The organism is Massilia sp. Bi118, assembly GCF_918697865.1.
Classification (GTDB): Bacteria; Pseudomonadota; Gammaproteobacteria; order Burkholderiales; family Burkholderiaceae_D; genus Telluria.
This window is the reverse complement of record NZ_CAKKMV010000008.1, coordinates 157,904-175,328: the sequence shown is the minus strand read 5'-3', so window position 1 is coordinate 175,328 and position 17,425 is coordinate 157,904. Positions and strand designations below refer to the sequence as shown.

General features: G+C 66.1%; 17 protein-coding genes. 5 read left to right on the top strand and 12 right to left on the bottom strand.

Annotated features, from left to right (window positions below):
* Nucleotides 1-22: 22 nt before the first annotated feature.
* Genes LQV39_RS13850 through LQV39_RS13840 form a run of 3 tightly spaced genes read left to right on the top strand, consistent with a single transcriptional unit; the run spans nucleotide 23 to nucleotide 2,961 of the window.
* Nucleotides 23-934, top strand: coding sequence for a helix-turn-helix domain-containing protein (locus tag LQV39_RS13850; protein WP_230026695.1), 912 nt, complete (start codon nucleotides 23-25; stop codon nucleotides 932-934).
* The gene (locus LQV39_RS13845) at nucleotides 900-2,339 is read left to right on the top strand and encodes a cytochrome P450 (RefSeq protein ID WP_230026693.1); all 1,440 of its coding nucleotides are present in this window, start codon (nucleotides 900-902) and stop codon (nucleotides 2,337-2,339) included. The genes LQV39_RS13850 and LQV39_RS13845 overlap by 35 nt, the downstream gene beginning before the upstream one ends.
* Nucleotides 2,332-2,961, top strand: a complete 630-nt coding sequence (locus tag LQV39_RS13840; RefSeq protein ID WP_230026691.1) for a hypothetical protein — start codon at nucleotides 2,332-2,334, stop codon at nucleotides 2,959-2,961. Before LQV39_RS13845 ends, LQV39_RS13840 begins: the two co-directional genes overlap by 8 nt.
* Before the next feature lie 52 nt (nucleotides 2,962-3,013).
* Here LQV39_RS13840 and LQV39_RS13835 read toward each other — a convergent pair whose 3' ends face one another.
* The 12 genes from LQV39_RS13835 to LQV39_RS13780 form a co-directional block, all read right to left on the bottom strand.
* On the bottom strand, nucleotides 3,014-3,694 hold the full coding sequence (locus LQV39_RS13835; RefSeq protein WP_230026689.1) for an OmpW family protein: 681 nt from the start codon (nucleotides 3,692-3,694) through the stop codon (nucleotides 3,014-3,016).
* A 28-nt stretch (nucleotides 3,695-3,722) separates the two neighbouring features.
* Complete coding sequence (locus LQV39_RS13830; RefSeq protein WP_230026687.1) at nucleotides 3,723-5,078, bottom strand: SGNH/GDSL hydrolase family protein; 1,356 nt, start codon at nucleotides 5,076-5,078, stop codon at nucleotides 3,723-3,725.
* Between the two features lie 218 nt (nucleotides 5,079-5,296).
* A complete protein-coding gene (locus tag LQV39_RS13825; RefSeq protein WP_230026685.1) occupies nucleotides 5,297-6,814 on the bottom strand; it encodes a S9 family peptidase in 1,518 nt (505 codons plus the stop codon).
* A gap of 185 nt (nucleotides 6,815-6,999) precedes the next feature.
* The gene (locus LQV39_RS13820) at nucleotides 7,000-8,037 is read right to left on the bottom strand and encodes an L-threonylcarbamoyladenylate synthase (RefSeq protein ID WP_230026683.1); all 1,038 of its coding nucleotides are present in this window, start codon (nucleotides 8,035-8,037) and stop codon (nucleotides 7,000-7,002) included.
* Between the two features lie 29 nt (nucleotides 8,038-8,066).
* Nucleotides 8,067-9,266, bottom strand: coding sequence for a 5-(carboxyamino)imidazole ribonucleotide synthase (locus LQV39_RS13815; RefSeq protein ID WP_374199427.1), 1,200 nt, complete (start codon nucleotides 9,264-9,266; stop codon nucleotides 8,067-8,069).
* Nucleotides 9,263-9,763 (bottom strand): 5-(carboxyamino)imidazole ribonucleotide mutase, encoded by a 501-nt coding sequence (gene purE / locus LQV39_RS13810; protein ID WP_230026681.1) that lies wholly within the window; start codon nucleotides 9,761-9,763, stop codon nucleotides 9,263-9,265. Before purE ends, LQV39_RS13815 begins: the two co-directional genes overlap by 4 nt.
* Nucleotides 9,764-9,766: 3 nt before the next feature.
* Entirely contained in the window at nucleotides 9,767-10,663 is an 897-nt protein-coding gene (locus tag LQV39_RS13805; RefSeq protein ID WP_230026679.1) for a phosphoribosylaminoimidazolesuccinocarboxamide synthase, read from the bottom strand.
* A gap of 202 nt (nucleotides 10,664-10,865) precedes the next feature.
* On the bottom strand, nucleotides 10,866-11,930 hold the full coding sequence (gene fba / locus LQV39_RS13800; protein ID WP_230026677.1) for a class II fructose-bisphosphate aldolase: 1,065 nt from the start codon (nucleotides 11,928-11,930) through the stop codon (nucleotides 10,866-10,868).
* Between the two features lie 191 nt (nucleotides 11,931-12,121).
* Nucleotides 12,122-13,591 (bottom strand): pyruvate kinase, encoded by a 1,470-nt coding sequence (gene pyk / locus LQV39_RS13795; protein WP_230026675.1) that lies wholly within the window; start codon nucleotides 13,589-13,591, stop codon nucleotides 12,122-12,124.
* A gap of 49 nt (nucleotides 13,592-13,640) precedes the next feature.
* Nucleotides 13,641-14,849 carry a phosphoglycerate kinase gene (locus LQV39_RS13790; RefSeq protein ID WP_230026674.1) on the bottom strand — a complete coding sequence of 403 codons (1,209 nt, stop codon included), beginning with the start codon at nucleotides 14,847-14,849 and terminating at the stop codon, nucleotides 13,641-13,643.
* Between the two features lie 47 nt (nucleotides 14,850-14,896).
* Complete coding sequence (locus LQV39_RS13785; RefSeq protein ID WP_230026667.1) at nucleotides 14,897-15,241, bottom strand: AzlD domain-containing protein; 345 nt, start codon at nucleotides 15,239-15,241, stop codon at nucleotides 14,897-14,899.
* Complete coding sequence (locus LQV39_RS13780) at nucleotides 15,234-15,986, bottom strand: AzlC family ABC transporter permease (protein WP_230026660.1); 753 nt, start codon at nucleotides 15,984-15,986, stop codon at nucleotides 15,234-15,236. Before LQV39_RS13780 ends, LQV39_RS13785 begins: the two co-directional genes overlap by 8 nt.
* Nucleotides 15,987-16,172: 186 nt before the next feature.
* Between LQV39_RS13780 and LQV39_RS13775 the strand changes: the two genes are divergently transcribed.
* Nucleotides 16,173-16,364 (top strand): zinc-finger domain-containing protein, encoded by a 192-nt coding sequence (locus tag LQV39_RS13775; RefSeq protein ID WP_230026653.1) that lies wholly within the window; start codon nucleotides 16,173-16,175, stop codon nucleotides 16,362-16,364.
* 19 nt (nucleotides 16,365-16,383) lie between these two features.
* Complete coding sequence (locus LQV39_RS13770; RefSeq protein ID WP_230026647.1) at nucleotides 16,384-17,424, top strand: YheT family hydrolase; 1,041 nt, start codon at nucleotides 16,384-16,386, stop codon at nucleotides 17,422-17,424.
* Nucleotide 17,425: the final 1 nt, after the last annotated feature.

Below are 17,425 nucleotides of genomic sequence, written 5' to 3'. Positions count from 1 at the left end.
TGACAATTCCACAATACTAGCCATGAACGCTCCGTCTTCCCTGCGATCGCCCAGCGCCCGCCTCTACCAGCCCTCGGTGGAAGTGGCGCCCTTCGTGCGCGCCTTCATGCTGCGCGACACGCGGCATTGCGCACTGCAGGGCGAACAGCTGCTGAACCGCTTTCCGGCCAGCGCGCATTGCGTGATGACCTGGTTCCTGGAGGGCGAGGCCGAGCTGCTGAGCGATGCCGGCGGCCAGCAAGGCCTGGTGCTGTCGGGCTGCATGGTCAGCGGTTGCCAGACCCAGCCCATCGTCTCGCGCAACCGCGGCGATACCCATGGCTTCATGGCGATGTTTTACCCGGATGCCTTCCAGTCCCTGTTCGATGTCGACCTGGCGCAACTGCAGAACAAATTCCTGCCCGCGAACGACGTGCTGCCGGCGCGCGGCCGCGAACTGGCCGAGGCCGTATTCGCGGCCGCGTCGCACAGCGTGCGCCAGGCCCTGGTCGAAGACTGCGTCACCGAACACGCCCGGCACCACAAGCTGCCGGCCTGGCTGCGCATCCGCCGCATGGGCAGCCGCATCACCCTGGGCATGGCCGCCGGCCTGCTCGGGATCGGCCCGCGCCAGCTGCAGCGCCTGGCCCTGCGCGAAGCAGGCGCCAATCTGCAGACCCTGAACCGCCTGCGCCGCGGCGAGCGCAGTTTCCTGGCCGCCCAGCGGCGCCACCTGGCCGGCCAGCAGATCGACTGGGCCGATCATGCGCTGGACTGCGACTACGCCGACCAGTCGCACATGGCGCGCGAGTGCAAGGCGCAGACCGGACGCACCCCTGCCCAACTGGCGCGCGACGCCATGCGCGAAGAAGCTGACTGGGTTTACCGGCTGACCTTTTCCGATGCCTTCACCAAAGACGATGACGACGATCCTCCGCCCGCCCGGTCCACGTGACCGCGCCTTCGGCCTGCGCCTGCTGGCCGACATGCAACGCGACTACCTCGGCTTCTGGCGCGAAGCCCAGCGCCAGTTTGGCGACACGGTCTACATGCGCCAGGGCTGGTTTCATCATTACGCCTTCATGCACCCGGACCAGGTGCGCGAAGCGCTGGTCGACAAGGCGCGCTCCTTCGTCCGCTACGAGCAGCACATCGCCGTCATGCGCCAGCTGCACGGGCAAAGCCTGATGATCACCGAAGGCGCCACCTGGCAGCGCCAGCGCCGCACCCTGCTGCCCGCCTTCAGCCCGAAGCGCTTCGAGGCCTACGCGGACCAGGTGACGGCTGCCGCCGAACATGCCTTCGCCAGCCTGCCGCCCGACGGCGCCACGACGGTCGACGCCGAGCACACGATGAACATGCTGGCCATGGACATCATCCTGCGCACCATGTTCGGCAGCCGGGTCGAAGAAGACACGGCGCGCATCGAGCAGGCGATCCGCAATCTGTCCGCGATCGGCTACGCCGAGATGTTCCTCCCCTTCGCGATTCCCGCCTGGGCGCCGCTGCCGCGCCAGGGCATGAAACGCCGCGAGCTGCGCCTGCTCGACGGCCTGGTGCGCTCGCATATCGGGAAGCGCCGCGCAGCGATGAAGGCCGGCGCCAGCGCGGGGGAGGACCTGCTCGGCATGCTGCTCACGGCGCGCGACGAGGAAGGCGATGGCGCCGCGCTGCCCGACGACGAAATCCGCGACCAGCTGATGACCATCTTCCTGGCCGGCCACGAGACCACCGCCACCGCGCTGGCCTGGGCCGCCTGGGCGCTGGCCGCCGATCCTGCCCTGGCCGCGCGCGTGGCCGCCGAAGCCGACGGCGTGCTCGGCGCGCGTGCGCCCACGATGGACGATGTGCCGCGCCTGCCCCTGCTGGCGGCCGTGGTCAAGGAAACCCTGCGCCGCTATCCGCCGGTGCCGGGGGTAATCATGCGGCGCGCGGTCGAGGACGTGCGCATCGGCGACTGGCTGGTGACCAAAGGCAGCTTGGTCACGATCCCCTTCTTCGTCCCGCAAGGCGATGCGCGCTGGTTCCCTCGGCCCGAAGGCTTCGACCCCGGGCGCTTCCTGGGCGATGCGGCGCGCGAGCTGCCGCGCGGCGCCTATGTTCCCTTCGGCGCCGGGCCGCGCGTCTGCATCGGCAACGGTTTTGCCATGATGGAGATGACGCTGGCGCTGGCCATGCTGGTGCAGCGCTTCACGCTGGCGCCGGCGCCCGGCCAGGGTGTGCCCGAAGCGAAGATGCAGGTGACCTTGCGGCCCGCGGGCGGCTTGCGGCTGCTGTTGACGGCGCGCGTGCCCGGGCCCGCGCGGGCCGCGCCGGCGCCCTCGCCTGCCGGCCTGCATGCCTGCCCCTTCCATGGATAGGCGCATCGATCTCGCGCGCCGCCTGCACCGCATCGCCGCCGCCCTTACCGGCCTCTACGTGCTGGTGCACCTCGTGAACCATCTGATGGCCTTGAAAGGCATCGCCGCGCACATCGCCTTCATGCAGGGCGTGCGGACGATGACGCGCGTGCCGGCGGTCGAGGCGCTGCTGCTGGCCGCCGTCGCGCTGCAGGCGGGGTCGGGGCTGCGGCTGCTGTGGCGCCGCCGCGGGCAGCGCCGCCTGCCGTTCGACCGGCTGCAGGCGCTGTCGGGTGCCTATCTCGCCTTCTTCCTGCTCGTGCACGTGGCCTCGGTGCTGCTTGGCCGCATGCTGCTGCGGCTGGACACGAACTTCTACTATGCCGCGGCCGGCCTGCAGGTCCGGCCCTGGCCGCTGTTCTTCGTGCCCTACTACGGCCTGGCGGTGGCGGCGCTGTTCGTTCATCTGGCCTGCGCGCTGCGGCGCCTGCCGGCGGCGCGCATGCCGCTGGCCGCGCGAGCGCGCCTGGCCTGGGGCGGCATCGCATTCGGCGCGGTCATGGCGGTGCTGATCGTGGCGGCCTTCAGCGACGTCTTCTACGACATCGCCCTGCCGCCCGCCTACCGCGCCACCTTTTCGTGAGCGGCCATGAAAAAACCCCGCCGAAGCGGGGTTTTCAAGGCGTGGAACCGGCTCAGAACTTGTAGCCGACCGACACGATGTACGAGTCCGGATCCAGCTTCATGTGCTGGTACTGGCCGGTCGAGAAGTGCACGTCGGTGCTCAGCTTGGTCTTGATGTAGGACACGTTGGCGAACCACTTCGGCGTGACGTTGACCTGCAGGCCCAGCTGGCCCGAGTAGGTCCACTTGTTGTCGATGCTGAAGGTGGTCGGGGTGCCGCCGCCCGGGTTGGTCAGGGCGGTCATCGCGAACGAACCGCGCTCCTTCTGGAACATCGCATAGGTCACGCCCAGGCCGATGAACGGACGGATCATCGCATCCGGCGAGAAGAAGCGGTACTGCACCAGGGCGATCGCCGGCAGGGCTTGCACGGTGCCCAGCTGGCCGGTGCCGGTAATCGCGCCGGCGCCGTAGATCTTGTGCTTGTACGGGGTGCCGATCGCCGACTCGACCGAGATGTTGTCGGTCAGGCCATAGGTGATGACGGCCACCGGCTGGGTGTCCTTCGAGACATCGCCCTGCGAGTTCGGCAGCGCCGGCGCCGAGATCACGCCGCTGGTCACGTTCGGCTTCAGCATGTTGGCGCCCACCGACACGGTGAACTGGCCCTGCGACTGCGCCATGGCGCCGTTCGCGGCTGCCAGGATGCCCGCCGCGGCCAGCATCTTCACGACATTTTTATTTACTTTCATATTTTCTCCTGATTCCTGTTCGCGAAAATTACAGCCAGCCCTTGACGGTCATCTGCTCCAGCACGTAGCGCGCGAGCAGCGCGTACTCGAACGGGGTCGGGTGCACGGCGTCGGCGAACATGTAGTGGCTGACATCGCCAGCGATCAGGTTGTTCTTGTTGCAGACCAGCGCGGAACCGAGCGGATTCTTGGCGGGGCTCAGGTCGCAAGCCGGGGTGGTGGTATTGGTCAGGCCGTAAGGTCCCGGGTTGACGGCCTGGTCGTGGCTGACGGCGGCAACGTCGACGTACAGCACTTTCGGCTCGGCGCCGACGGCTGCCTTCAGCTGCGAGTTGAAGGCGTCGACCATGGCGGCGATCAGCTTCTGTGTGTCGGCCGACTGCGCCTTGGCCGACGGCGAAATCGACACGTCCGGCAGGTTGTTCACGATCACATAACCTGCGCCATTGGCCAGGATCTGGGTCTTGACCAGTGCGCCCAGCTCGGCGCCGGCAGTGGCCATGTTCTTGACCACGTCCGCACCGTGGTCGGCCGAGTACTTCAGGCCGGCGGCTTGCGCGGCGGCGCCGGCGGTGGCGCCGATGGTGGCTGCCTTGGCGGGAGCGGTGGTGTTGCCGTTCATGGCGGCGGCGGTGATTGCTGCGCCGATGATGCTCTGCGCAGTCGCGGTCGGCTTGACGGCTTCGGCCTGAATCGCTGCACCGATGGCGGCGGCGCCGGTTGCCGGGTTGGCGGTGCCCGGTGCCAGCTGGGTCACCAGGCTTTGCGCCAGGGCCTGGCCGCCGGCAGCAGTGGCCGCGGTCGACAGGTCGTCGAGCTGTTGCAGCGCGTCGTTGCCGCCTGCCATGACGATGACCAGTTCATCGCCCTTGAACTTGCCGCCGACCTTTTTCAGGTGATTAGCGATCTGGGTCACGACCGGGACGGTCAGTGCGCCGAACGACACCGCGCCCGGCTTGTCGAGCGCCTTGTTGCGCGGGCCGATCGGATTCGTTACGCGGGCGCCGCCCATGGCGTAGCCGAAGCATTCCGGATGGTCGGTCACCGGGACCGAGAAGCCTGCGGCCGCACTGCCCAGCAAGCCGGTCTGGGCCGCGCACGGGGCCGGCAGGCCAAGCTGGGCTGCGATAAGCTGGGTAAAGTTCTTGCCGGTCAATTCAGGGGCGACCGCGGTATTGTTGCCATTGATGTTGAACTGGCCACCGCCAAGGGCTGCGACGGTGCCGACGGCGTAGCTGCCAACGTCGGCAAGGCTATCGCCAAAGGTGATCTGGTTGCTGAACTTGGTCTTGGGCGTCTGGTCGCCAGCACTTGGGCCGTTGCCACCGCAGGCGGTCAGAACGGCTGCGGTCAGCAGCGCGAGCGCGAAAGAGGTCTTACGCATTGTGTCTCCTAGATGAGGTTTTTCTTTGCTTTTGAAACGAACGCCCGTGCTATTCGTATCACAACTAATATGCCAGTGTTCAGCTTGGTTGTATAGGGAAAGCCTTCCGTATCGCGTTCAGGAAACTAAATTTGCAACACAGTACGGACGAAGCCCGGCAGCGCTGGGGATTATAGCAACGCCGCTGAGCTTGTCATACGGGAAAAATGTATTGGCGCTCAACCCTTCACGGCCAGGACGGACTCGAAATAATCCCGTGTGGCAGCCATGCAAAACGGCGCCACCAGGCCGGCGTGGTAGCTCGATGCGACGGCGCCGTCGCCGTTGGCCGCCCGCAGGATGGTGCGGGCGGCGACGAAGCCGGACTTGGCGCTGCGGAAGGGGTCGTTCAGGCTGGGCGTATCGTCGATGTCGAGCTCGGTGACCGCGGCGCCGCGGGCACGGAAATAGGCCGCTGCCGCCGTCGTATTGAAATAGGGCACGGTCGGATCGTCATGGCCGCCGCACAGCAGGGTCGGCGCCATCGGCAGATAGCTGCGCAGATCGTTGCGCAGCAGCCACTTGCGCAGGCTGTGCGCCGGCGCGCAGTTGAGCGGGGCGCCGGCGCTCTGCTCGCAGGGATGCGCCGCCAGGTCGGCCAGATAGGCGGCACGGTAATCGCTGCGGATCAGGTTGCCGGCGCCGAAATACTGGGTATAGCCCGGCGTTTGCGGCATCGAGTCGGCCGCGAACAGCGCCGTGGCCGGCAGCCTGCCCAGGCTGACCAGCTCGCTGCTGCCCAAGGAGCCCGGCACCAGGTCGGTAATGGTGGCGGCGTACTGCGCCTCGTACACGTCCGCCGGTTTGCCATAGATGGCTGCGCTGGCGTGCTGGGCCGCGTTGATGATGGTCGGCACGATCACGGTCGCGCCATCACGCGGCGCGCCGCCGAACAGCTCGTCGCCGAAGCGCGAGAGCGCATACGGCCCCGACATGCCGGCCGCGGCTGTCAGCGTGAACTCGGCGTTGTTCAGGTCCTGCATCGCGCGCTGGGCCGCCAGCGCCACATAGCCGCCCTGCGAATAACCCGTCACCAGCAGCTTGCCCGAATCGCGCACGCCGATGGCCGTGAAGCTGCTGCGCGCCGCACGCAGGGCGTCGATCATGTCCGCCCCTTCCTGCACACGGTCGAGGTAGGGGTGGTAGCCCAGCGACGAGCCGCCATAGCCGGCGTAATTCGGCGCGACGACGATGAAGCCCTGGGCCGCGAACACGGCGGCGGCCAGGCGCGCTTCCGTGTTGTTGGCGATGTCGGCCATGTCGTAGGACTTCTGCAGCGAGGTGCCGTGAGCGTACAGCAGCACAGGACGCGAATTGCCGCAGGAACTGCCGCTGCCGGTCGGCACGAAGATGGCCGCGCTGGCATCGGTCGGTTCGCCGGCGCCGCCGATGGTGTTGTAGTGCACGCGGTAGACCGAGACCGCGCACTGCGGCTGGCCGGCCACGGCCAGGGTGCCGGTCTGGGCCGATTCGAGGAAGCCGGCCAGCACGCTCGGCGACAGGGTGGTCAGGCTGGCGCCGGCGATATTCACGGCGACCGATGCGGCCTGGCCGACCAGGCTGCCGCGGATGGGCACGGGAAGCGGTGCGGGATTGGTGACGCCGGCCGGCGTGCCGCCGGTGGTGGTGCCGCCGCTGCAAGCGGCAAGCAGCATGCCCAGGCCGAGGCTGAGGGCCAGGGTTTGGAACGAACGCATGGATTGTCCTTCTGATAAAACGGGGCTATAAAACACGTCGTCCCCGCGAAAGCGGGGACCCAAGTTCTGTTCGCGTATCGTTAGCGCAAGCAAACTTGGGTCCCCGCCTGCGCGGGGACGACGGGACAACTAAATTTCCGACAAGCATGCCTTCTGCATGCGTTTTTGAGAAGCCCAGCTTTGTATCAGAAGGTAGGAGTGTTGTTTATCAGTCCGTGCACAATCCCGCTCGACCCATGCGCGGCCCTGCGCAGGCGGTCGTTGACGCCCAGCCAGGCGCCGTCCTGCGGTGGCGCTTCGACCAGGATCAGGTCGGCGCCCACGCCGTCCATCGCGCGCAGCGCGGCGTACAGCGCGTGGGCAAAGCCTTCCGGCGTGGCCGGCAGTGCGACTTCCGCGTGCACGGCGGGCAGCGGCGAGTAATGGATCAGCGCAACCTTGCGCCCTGCCCCATGCAGGCGCGCCAATGTGGAGGCCAGGGTGGCGGTGTCCTGCATCGCCACCGGCGTGTGCGGGGCGTAATGCGATTCCAGCGTGCCGGAAGCGCGCGGGGCCGAGGGGTCTGCCCCGAGGGCGTCCGGTCGTGCCGGCATCTGGTCGATCACGGCGGCAATGCTTTCTGCCGAAATATGGCCGGGACGCAGCAGCACCGGACCGTGGGTAGCCAAACGCGACAGGTCGACGATGGTCGATTCGATCCCGACCTCGCTCTGGCCGCCGTCCAGCACCGCGGCAATCCGCGGGTCTGCACCGAATTCATCGCGCACATGCTGGGCCGTGGTCGGGCTGACGTGGCCGAACTTGTTGGCGGAAGGCGCGGCAACGCCGCCCTGCCCGCCCTTGAAGGCTTGCAGCAGGCGGATCGCTACCGGGTGCGAGGGGCAACGGATGCCGACCGTGTCCTGGCCGCCGGAGACGGCGTCGGGAATATTCGGCGCGCGCTTCAGGATCATGGTCAGCGGGCCGGGCCAGAAAGCGTCGGCCAGCTGGCGCGCTTCGGAGGGAATGTCGGCGCACCAGTAATCGAGCGAAGCGCCCGGCGCCACGTGGACGATCACCGGATGATCCTGGGGACGGCCCTTGGCGGCATAGATGGCGGCGACGGCCGCCGGATTCTCGGCGTCGGCGCCGAGGCCGTACACGGTCTCGGTCGGAAAGGCGACCAGGCTGCCGGCTTCGAGCGCGCGTGCGCCCGCGTCGATGGCGGCCTGGCCGGCTTCCATTGTTTGCTGCTGCTGGGTCACGGCGCGGGTCACAGCTCGATGCCCAGCACGGCGCAGGCGGCTTCGAACTGGCGCTGCGCCTCCTCCAGGGTCGGCGCGACGAAGCTCACGTGGCCCATCTTGCGGCCGCGGCGCGGGTCGTCCTTGCCGTACAGGTGCAGGTTGGCGCCCGGCAGGGCCAGCACTTTATCCCAGGCCGGCTCGCGCGCCACATTGCTGTCGCCGTCGAACCAGACATCGCCCAGGATATTCAGCATCACGGCCGGCGAATGCTGACGACAATCGCCCAGCGGCAACCGCGCCATCGCCCGCACCTGCTGCGCGAACTGGCTGGTGACGCAGGCGTCGATGGTGTAGTGGCCGCTGTTGTGCGGGCGCGGCGCCATCTCGTTGACGACCAGCGAACCGTCGGCCAGCACGAAGAACTCGATGCACAGCACGCCCACGTAACCGAGTTCGGCGACGATCGCGCGCGCCGCATCCTGCGCCTTGTGCGCGCAATCCGCAGACACGTTCGGGCCCGGCACGGTGGTGGTGAACAGGATGCCGTCGCGGTGCACGTTTTCGGCGATCGGGTACACGACCGAGGCGCCGTCATGGCCGCGCGCGGTCAGCACCGAGACCTCGTAGGCCAGCGGCAGCATCTTCTCCAGCAGGCAAGTCACCTTTCCCATGGATTCGAAGGCGGCGCGCACATCCTCGCGCGAGCGCACGCGCACCTGGCCCTTGCCGTCGTAGCCCATGCGCACCGTTTTCAGGATGCCGGGCAGCAGATCGTCCGGGATGGCATCGACGTCTTCCGTTGAGGCGATCACCTTGTGCGGCGCCGGCATCACGCCGGATTTACCGGCGCAGGACACGAAGAAGGATTTCTCGGCGACGCGGTCCTGGGCCACCGACACGCCATGCGCGTCCGGCGCGACAAACACGTGCTGCGCCAGGCGCGACAGGCTGTCGGCCGGCACGTTCTCGAATTCGGTGGTGACGGCCGCGCACCGGCTTGCGAGCGCATCGAGGCCGGCGGCGTCGGTATACGCCGCTTCGACCAGATGCTCGGCAACCTGCCCGGCCGGGCAATCCTTGGCCGGCTCCAGCACGGCCACCTTGAAGCCCATGGCCTGCGCGGCCTGGGCGAACATGCGGCCCAGCTGGCCGCCGCCCATCACGCCCAGCCAGGTGGACGGGTTGGCGGCGGGCAGCAGCGGCTTCAATTCTTCTTTACTCATCATTCGAGGGGAAGGGTCATGGCCTTGGCGGCGGCGGTCTGCTTGGCGCGGAAGTCTTCCAGCTGCGCAGCCAGTGCATCATCCAGCGCGGCCAGGATCGCGACCGCGGTCAGGGCCGCGTTGGCGGCGCCGGCCTCGCCGATGGCGAAGGTGGACACCGGCACGCCCTTCGGCATCTGCACGATGGACAGCAGCGAATCCTCGCCGCGCAGGTAGCGCGAAGGCACCGGCACGCCCAGCACCGGCACGATGGTCTTGGCGGCCACCATGCCCGGCAGGTGGGCCGCGCCGCCGGCGCCGGCGATGATGGCGCGCAGGCCGCGGCCACGCGCGCTTTCGGCGTAGGCGAACATCTCGTCCGGCATGCGGTGGGCCGAGATCACCTGGGCTTCATGCGGCACCCCGAACTGCTTGAGGATGGCGACCGCATGCTGCATCACGTCCCAATCGGAATTGGAACCCATGATCACCCCGACCAGCGGCTTATTGTTATCTGCCATTGCTCAGACCTTCAGCTTCTCGCCCGTCAGGCGCTCGATGGCTTCGAAGTACTTGGCCTGGGTCTTGTCGATCACGTCCTGCGGCAGCGGCGGCGCGGGCGGGGACTTTTTCCATTCGGTCAAAGTTTCGAGGTAGTCGCGCACGAACTGCTTGTCGAAGGACGGCGGCGACATGTCCGGGGCATACGAATCCGCCGGCCAGAAACGCGAGGAATCGGCGGTCAGGACTTCGTCCATCAGGTGCAGCACGCCATTGTCGTCGAGGCCGAATTCGAACTTGGTGTCGGCGATGATGATGCCGCGCTCGGCCGCGTACTGCGATGCGGCGTTGTACAGCTTGATGCTGACATCGCGGATCTTCTCGGCCAGCTCGATGCCGATACGGTGTTCCATCTCCTCAAAGCTGATGTTCTCGTCGTGCTCGCCCAGGTCGGCCTTGGCGGCCGGGGTGAACAGCGGCTCGGGCAGCTTGTCGGCCTGGCGCAGTCCGGCCGGCAGGTGGATGCCGCAGATGGCGCCGTTGGCCTGGTAATCCTTCCAGCCGGAACCGATGATGTAGCCGCGGACGACGGCCTCGACCATGATCGGCTTGAGGCGCTTGGCAACCACGGCGCGCCCCTTGACCTGATCCACTTCCTCAGGCGCTACCACGGATTCCGGCGCCACGCCGGTCAGGTGATTCGGCACGATGTGGCCAAGCTTGTCGAACCAGAAATCGCTCATCTGGTTCAGCACCATGCCCTTGCCGGGAATCGGCTCGTTCATCACGACGTCGAAGGCTGACAGGCGGTCGGTGGTGACGATCAGGATCTTGTCATCGCCGACGGCATAGTTGTCGCGGACCTTGCCGCGGCCGAGCAGTGGCAGGGAGGAAATAGTGGATTCGTAGAGGCTTTTCATAGAGGGGATATCTTGATAAAGCGAAACCGGCGGGGGGCTGCCGGTGAGGAAGTGCGTAATTTTACGTCAATTCTTGATGCGGTGCCGCATTGGGCCCGTCATCACGCAAACTACCGTCGTTCCCGCGAAGGCGGGAACCCAAGTTTGGTGGATATGCCACGAACTTGGGCCCCCGCCTGCGCGGGGGCGACGGGGGTGTTTCTTACTGAACGATCTGCGCCAGCTCACCAGCCTTGTAACGCTCGGCCATCTTATCCAGCGGCACCGGCTTGATCTTCGAGGCCATGCCTTCGCAGCCGAAGGAGATGTAGCGCGCCTTGCAGATCTGGGTGGCGGCTTCGCGGGCCGGCTTCAGGTAGTCGCGCGGGTCGAACTTCGACGGATTCTCGAACAGGTACTTGCGGATCGCGGCCGTCATCGCCAGGCGGATGTCGGTGTCGATGTTGATCTTGCGGACGCCGTGCTTGATGCCTTCCTGGATCTCTTCGACCGGCACGCCATAGGTCTCTTTCATGTCGCCGCCGAATTCGCGGATGATCGCCAGCAGGTCCTGCGGCACCGACGAGGAACCGTGCATCACCAGGTGGGTATTCGGGATGCGGGCGTGGATTTCCTTGATGCGGTCGATGGCCAGGATGTCACCGGTCGGCTGGCGCGTGAATTTATACGCGCCGTGCGAGGTGCCGATCGCGATCGCCAGCGCGTCGCACTGGGTTTTCGCGACGAAGTCGGCGGCCTGGGCGACGTCGGTCAGCAGCTCTTCGCGGGTCATGGTGCGGTCCGCGCCGTGGCCGTCTTCCTTGTCGCCCTTCATGGTTTCCAGCGAACCGAGCACGCCCAGTTCGGCTTCGACGGTCACGCCGATCGAGTGCGCGAATTTCACGACTTCGCGCGACACTTCGACGTTGTACTCATAGGAAGCAACCGACTTGCCGTCGGCTTCCAGCGAGCCGTCCATCATGACGGACGAGAAGCCCGAACGGATCGCGGCCATGCAGACGGCCGGCGACTGCCCGTGGTCCTGGTGCATGACAACCGGGATGTGCGGGTAGGCTTCGACGGCGGCGTCGATCAGGTGGCGCAGGAAGGCTTCGCCGGCATATTTGCGGGCGCCGGCCGAAGCCTGCATGATCACCGGGCTGTTGGTGGCATCGGCCGCGGCCATGATGGCCTGGACCTGCTCCAGGTTGTTGACGTTAAAAGCCGGCAAGCCGTAGCCGTTTTCGGCGGCGTGGTCCAGCAGTTGACGCATTGATACGAGTGCCATGATGTAGCTCCATACAATAAAAAAAATCGGTACGGAACCTCGTTAGCGCCTGCACGTCACCCGCAAGTGATGACCGTCGTCCCCGCGAAGGCGGGGACCCAAGTTTGTCGGCGTATCGTCAGCTCAAGCAGAACTTGGGCCCCCGCCTTCGCGGGGGCGACGCGTTAGTCGCGGGAATGACGGTGATGGTTTTACGAGGATTCCTTCAAAAAATTCTCTGCATCGCCCACACGCACGATCTTCAGCGCATTGGTACCGCCGGCCTGGCCCATCGGCGAGCCCCAGGTCACAACGATCAGATCGCCCTTGCGTACGACGCCTTCGCGCATGAGGAGTTCCTCAGCCTTGCGCAGCACGGCGTGGCTGCCGCCTTCCTGCATCAGATGGAAGGAACGCACATTGCGGTACAGCGAAGCCTTGCGCTGCGTAGTCTGCGACGGGGTCAAGGCGAAGATCGGCGTATCGATCGAGTGGCGCGACATCCACAGCGCGGTCGAGCCCGATTCGGTCAGCGCCACGATGGCCTTCACGCCCAGGTGATGGGCGGTGAACAGGGTGCCGTAGGCGATCGACTGGTCGATGCGGGTGAACTTCACGTTCAGGAAGTCGGCTTCGAGCTTGTTGTACTCGGACTGCTCGGCTTCCACGCAGATCGCCGACATCATCTCGACGGTTTCGATCGGGTACTTGCCCGAGGCGGTCTCGGCCGAGGTCATGACGGCATCGGTGCCGTCCAGCACGGCGTTCGCCACGTCCGAGACTTCGGCGCGGGTCGGCACGGCGTTGACGATCATCGACTCCATCATCTGGGTCGCGGTGATCGCCAGCTTGTTCGATTCGCGGGCCATGCGGATCATGCGCTTCTGCAGCGCCGGCACGGCCGCGTTGCCGACTTCGACCGCCAGGTCGCCGCGGGCGACCATGATGCCGTCGGAGGCGTCCAGGATTTCCTGCAGCACCGGAATCGCTTCGGCGCGCTCGATCTTCGCGATCATCATCGGCTTGTGGCCGAAGGGTTCGCCGGCGATGTTGGCCAGCTGGCGCGCCATTTCCATGTCGGTGGCGCTCTTCGGGAAGGAGATCGCCAGGTAGTCGGCCTGGAAGCTCATCGCGGTCTTGATGTCTTCCATGTCCTTCGAGGTCAGGGCCGGCGCGGTCAGGCCGCCGCCCTGGCGGTTGATACCCTTGTTGTTCGACAGTTCGCCGCCGACCTTGGTCGTGGTGTAGATCTCGCTGCCGACGACCTTGTCGACGATCAGGACAATAAGGCCGTCGTTCAGCAGCAGCTTGTCGCCCGGCTTGACGTCGCGCGGCAGGGCTTTATAGTCCAAGCCGACCCGTTCCTGGTTGCCCAGTTCGCCGTTTTCGCCCCACTTGGCGTCCAGGATGAAGGCATCGCCATTGTTCAGGAAGATCTTGCCTTCCTCGAATTTACCGACGCGGATCTTCGGACCCTGCATGTCGGCCATGATCGCCACTTCGCGGCCGCACTCGGCGGCGGCGCGGCGTACCAGGGCAGCGCGATCGATGTGGTCTTGCGCCCGGCCATGCGAGAAGTTCAGGCGGACGACGTCGACGCCGGCGCGAATCATCTTGACGAGAATATCGAAATCGGTCGATGCAGGGCCGATGGTTGCTACGATCTTGGTGCCACGGTACATGGTAATCCTTCAATGAAAAGCGCAGCCTGGGGCTGCGCTGGTGTCTCACTCAGTTTTTGCTGGCGCTGCGTTGCAGCAGGATCTCCACCGCCGGCAGCGTCTTCCCTTCGAGGAACTCAAGGAAGGCGCCGCCGCCGGTCGAGATATAGCCGATCTGGTCGGCAATATTGTATTTTGCGATGGCAGCCAGGGTGTCGCCGCCGCCGGCGATCGAGAAAGCCCTGGACTGCGCGATGGCCGTGGCCAAAGTCTTGGTGCCCTCGGCGAACTGGTCGAACTCGAACACGCCCACCGGGCCGTTCCAGACGATGGTGCCGGCCTTGGAAATCTGCTCGGCCAGCTGGGCCGCGGTCTTCGGGCCGATGTCCAGGATCATGTCGTCGTCGGCAACGTCTTTGACATCCTTGACGGTGGCGGCGGCGGTCGGCGAAAACTCTTTCGCGCACACCACGTCCACCGGAATCGGCACGGTCGCGCCGCGTGCGGACATTTTTTCGATGATGGTTTTCGCTTCGCCCACCAGGTCGGCTTCCATCAGCGACTTGCCGACGTTCAGGCCGACAGCCTTCATGAAGGTGTTGGCGATGCCGCCGCCGACGATCAGGTTGTCGACCTTGTCGGCCAGGCTCTGCAGGATGGTCAGCTTGCTCGACACCTTCGAACCGGCGACGATGGCCAGCAGCGGACGCTGCGGTGCGTGCAGCGCCTTGCCCAGCGCATCCAGCTCGGCGGCCAGCAGCGGGCCGGCGGCCACCACCGGCGCGAATTTCGCGATGCCGTGGGTGGTCGCTTCCGCGCGGTGGGCGGTGCCGAAGGCGTCGTTCACGTACACGTCGCACAGCTTGGCCATCTTCTGGGCCAGCTCATCCGAATTCTTCTTTTCGCCCTTGTTGACGCGGCAGTTTTCCAGCAGCACGACCTGGCCTGGCGCGACTTCGACGCCATCGACCCAGTTCTGCTTCAGCTCGACCGGCTGGCCCAGCAGCTCGGACAGGCGCCTGGCGACCGGCGCCAGGCTGTCTTCCGGCTTGAATTCGCCCTCGGTCGGACGGCCCAGGTGGGAAGTCACCATCACGGCCGCGCCTGCCTGCAGGGCGTCGCGGATCGCGGGCACCGAGGCGCGCACGCGGGTATCTTCGGTGATGTTGCCGGCGTCGTCCTGTGGAACGTTCAGGTCGGCACGGATGAAGACGCGTTTGCCTTTCAGCGCGCCCTGGTCGATCAGGTCTTGCAAGCGGGTGAAATTGAGGACAGCCATGTCAGCGTGGATCCGGTGGGGGATAAGTGAAAAAACGTTATTTTACCTTAGCCGATGTTGCCGAAAACATGAAACACACGCAACAGTGTCAGCACCAGCATGCCGAAGATGATGGTCTGCAGCATGGCGCGCCGCCACAGGTAGAACAGCAGCGCGGCAATGCCGGCGATCAGTTTCGGGTTCGACAGCGCCAGCTGCAGCTCGCCCTGCGGCCCCAGCACCATGTCCGGGAACACGATCGCGGCCAGCGCGCAGGCCGGCGCATAGCGCAGCATTTCCTGGACCCGCGGCGGGATCGTCACCTTGTGGCCGACCAGCCAGAAAGTGCTGCGGGTACAGGCGGTGGCCACGCCCAGCACCAGGATCACGACCCAGATTTCCCAGTCAGCCATGGCCGGTTCCGCCCCTTCGATGTCGCTTTTCCATGGTTTCCTGGCAGACCATGGCGGTGAGCATGCCGGCCAGTACCGCCGCCAGCAGGCCCAGTTTATACGGCAGCCCGTGCGCCAGCACCGCCGTCACGCCGGCCACCAGCACGCCGCAGAGGGCCGCGCTATTGATAATCAGGGGCACCGTGATGCACAGGATGGCCAGCGTGCCGGCAAAGCCGAGCTGCCATTCGCTGGGGACGGCGCTGCCGAGGAAGATGCCGATCAAGGAACCGATCTGCCAGGCGAACCAGTTCGGGTACATCAGGCCCTTCAGGAAGGCCAGCTTGCCGGGCTCGGGCGCCGGGTTCGGATAACGCTGCAGGAACAGGGCGATCGACACGTCGCCGGAGATATAACCGAGGTAGAAGCGCTGCCACAGCGGCAGGCGCGAGAAATGCGGGCCCAGCAGGGCGGAAAAGATCACGAAGCGCAGGTTGACGACCAGCGCCGTCAGGAAGATCACCCAGATCGGCGCGCCGGCGGCGATCAACGGCAGGGATGCCAGCTGGGCCGAACCCGCGAACGCAACCAGGGTCATACCGCTGGCCTGGGCCACCGTCAGGCCGCTCTTGACCATCGCCACCCCGACCACCATGCCCCAGGCGCCGATGCCGAACAGGGTAGGCAAACCGGTCTGGAAGCCTTCACGCCAGCCGCGCGCATCCGCCTGCGGGTCGACCGGCAGCGCCGGATGCGGCTGGTTCATGTCGCTTTCCTGCAACATTGAACGGAGATTAAGAACGCAGCAGACGGGGAACGGTCGGGCATCGAACGGGATCTACAATCTACTCGGCAGTAATCGGCCCGTTATTCTACCGGACCATTCCGGCATTCAGTGTGAATCCGTTAAAATCATGGCTTCGCATATTTCGCAATGACGGAGAAGTCAAACATGAACGAGAAGACCATTCCTGTGGTGGAACTGGAAGCCAAGGACCTGCCGGCCTACTGCCCGAACCCGGCGATGCCGCTGTGGTCGTCCCACCCGCGCGTCTTCCTGGATTTCGACCACCACGGCCACGCCAAATGCCCCTACTGCGGCACCCAGTACCAGGTAGCGCCGGGCGCCCTGAAACACCACTGATCCCTGGGTCAGGCCGGCCATGAGCCGCTATTGCACCGATTGCAGCGGCCTGTTCGAGAACATGGACAGCTATCGCGCACCGTTCTGGCTTCCCGGCGGCGACTTGCAGACGATCTGGCCGGCCGTCTGCGTCCGCAAACCTGAAGTGGCGTTCCGGCGCGAGCGCTGGGACACGCCCTGCGGCCAGGATTTCATCGACGTCGATTTCGTCGACGGCTCCCGGCCTGATGCCCCGTTCGTCATGCTCTTCCACGGACTGGAAGGCTCGTCGAACAGCCATTACGCACGCGGTTTGATGGCGGCGGTACAGGCGCGCGGCTGGCACGGTGCGATCCCCCACTTCCGCGGCTGCTCCGGCGAAGCCAACCTGGCGCCGCGCTTCTACCACTCGGGCGACGCCCAGGAACTCGACTGGATCATCCGCCGCCTGCGTCCACGCTTTACGGGTCCCTTCTATGTGGCCGGCGTCTCGCTGGGCGGCAATGCCCTGCTGCGCTGGCTGGGGGAGCAGCAGCATGGCGCCGGGATCGTCGATGCCGCCGTGTCCGTTTCCGCGCCTCTGGATCTGGCGGCCGGCGGCGCAGCCTTGTCAAGCGGCTTCAACCGCCTCTACACGCGCATGTTCCTCGAAACGCTCAAGCCCAAGGCCCTGGCCAAGCTGGAGCGTTTCCCGGGCCTGTTCGACCGCGCCGCCCTGCTCGCTTCCCGCGACTTGTACGCCTTCGACAACGTCGTCACGGCGCCGCTGCACGGCTACCGCGACACCGACGACTACTGGCACCGCGCCAGCGCCAAGCACGTGCTGCACGACATCACCGTGCCGACCCTGGTGCTGAACGCCCGCAACGATCCATTTTTGCCGGGCAAGCACCTGCCTGAATCGGCATCGAGCGCCGTCACGCTGGAATACCCGGCCACCGGCGGCCATGTCGGCTTCCCGGCCGGCCCCTTCCCCGGCCGCATCGACTGGCTGCCGCGCCGTATCCTGCATTTCTTCGATCAAGCAGCCGGACAAGCCCGCACGCGCGCGCCAACGGCTGCCCAACTATGTCAGGCTTGAA

Coding starts and splice junctions, on each gene's coding strand:
- LQV39_RS13850 (WP_230026695.1), top strand. CDS start 23: ATGAACGCTCCGTCTTCCCTGCGATCGCCCAGCGCCCGCCTCTACCAG.
- LQV39_RS13845 (WP_230026693.1), top strand. CDS start 900: ATGACGACGATCCTCCGCCCGCCCGGTCCACGTGACCGCGCCTTCGGC.
- LQV39_RS13840 (WP_230026691.1), top strand. CDS start 2,332: ATGGATAGGCGCATCGATCTCGCGCGCCGCCTGCACCGCATCGCCGCC.
- LQV39_RS13835 (WP_230026689.1), bottom strand. CDS start 3,694: ATGAAAGTAAATAAAAATGTCGTGAAGATGCTGGCCGCGGCGGGCATC.
- LQV39_RS13830 (WP_230026687.1), bottom strand. CDS start 5,078: ATGCGTAAGACCTCTTTCGCGCTCGCGCTGCTGACCGCAGCCGTTCTG.
- LQV39_RS13825 (WP_230026685.1), bottom strand. CDS start 6,814: ATGCGTTCGTTCCAAACCCTGGCCCTCAGCCTCGGCCTGGGCATGCTG.
- LQV39_RS13820 (WP_230026683.1), bottom strand. CDS start 8,037: ATGGAAGCCGGCCAGGCCGCCATCGACGCGGGCGCACGCGCGCTCGAA.
- LQV39_RS13815 (WP_374199427.1), bottom strand. CDS start 9,266: ATGATGAGTAAAGAAGAATTGAAGCCGCTGCTGCCCGCCGCCAACCCG.
- purE (WP_230026681.1), bottom strand. CDS start 9,763: ATGGCAGATAACAATAAGCCGCTGGTCGGGGTGATCATGGGTTCCAAT.
- LQV39_RS13805 (WP_230026679.1), bottom strand. CDS start 10,663: ATGAAAAGCCTCTACGAATCCACTATTTCCTCCCTGCCACTGCTCGGC.
- fba (WP_230026677.1), bottom strand. CDS start 11,930: ATGGCACTCGTATCAATGCGTCAACTGCTGGACCACGCCGCCGAAAAC.
- pyk (WP_230026675.1), bottom strand. CDS start 13,591: ATGTACCGTGGCACCAAGATCGTAGCAACCATCGGCCCTGCATCGACC.
- LQV39_RS13790 (WP_230026674.1), bottom strand. CDS start 14,849: ATGGCTGTCCTCAATTTCACCCGCTTGCAAGACCTGATCGACCAGGGC.
- LQV39_RS13785 (WP_230026667.1), bottom strand. CDS start 15,241: ATGGCTGACTGGGAAATCTGGGTCGTGATCCTGGTGCTGGGCGTGGCC.
- LQV39_RS13780 (WP_230026660.1), bottom strand. CDS start 15,986: ATGAACCAGCCGCATCCGGCGCTGCCGGTCGACCCGCAGGCGGATGCG.
- LQV39_RS13775 (WP_230026653.1), top strand. CDS start 16,173: ATGAACGAGAAGACCATTCCTGTGGTGGAACTGGAAGCCAAGGACCTG.
- LQV39_RS13770 (WP_230026647.1), top strand. CDS start 16,384: ATGAGCCGCTATTGCACCGATTGCAGCGGCCTGTTCGAGAACATGGAC.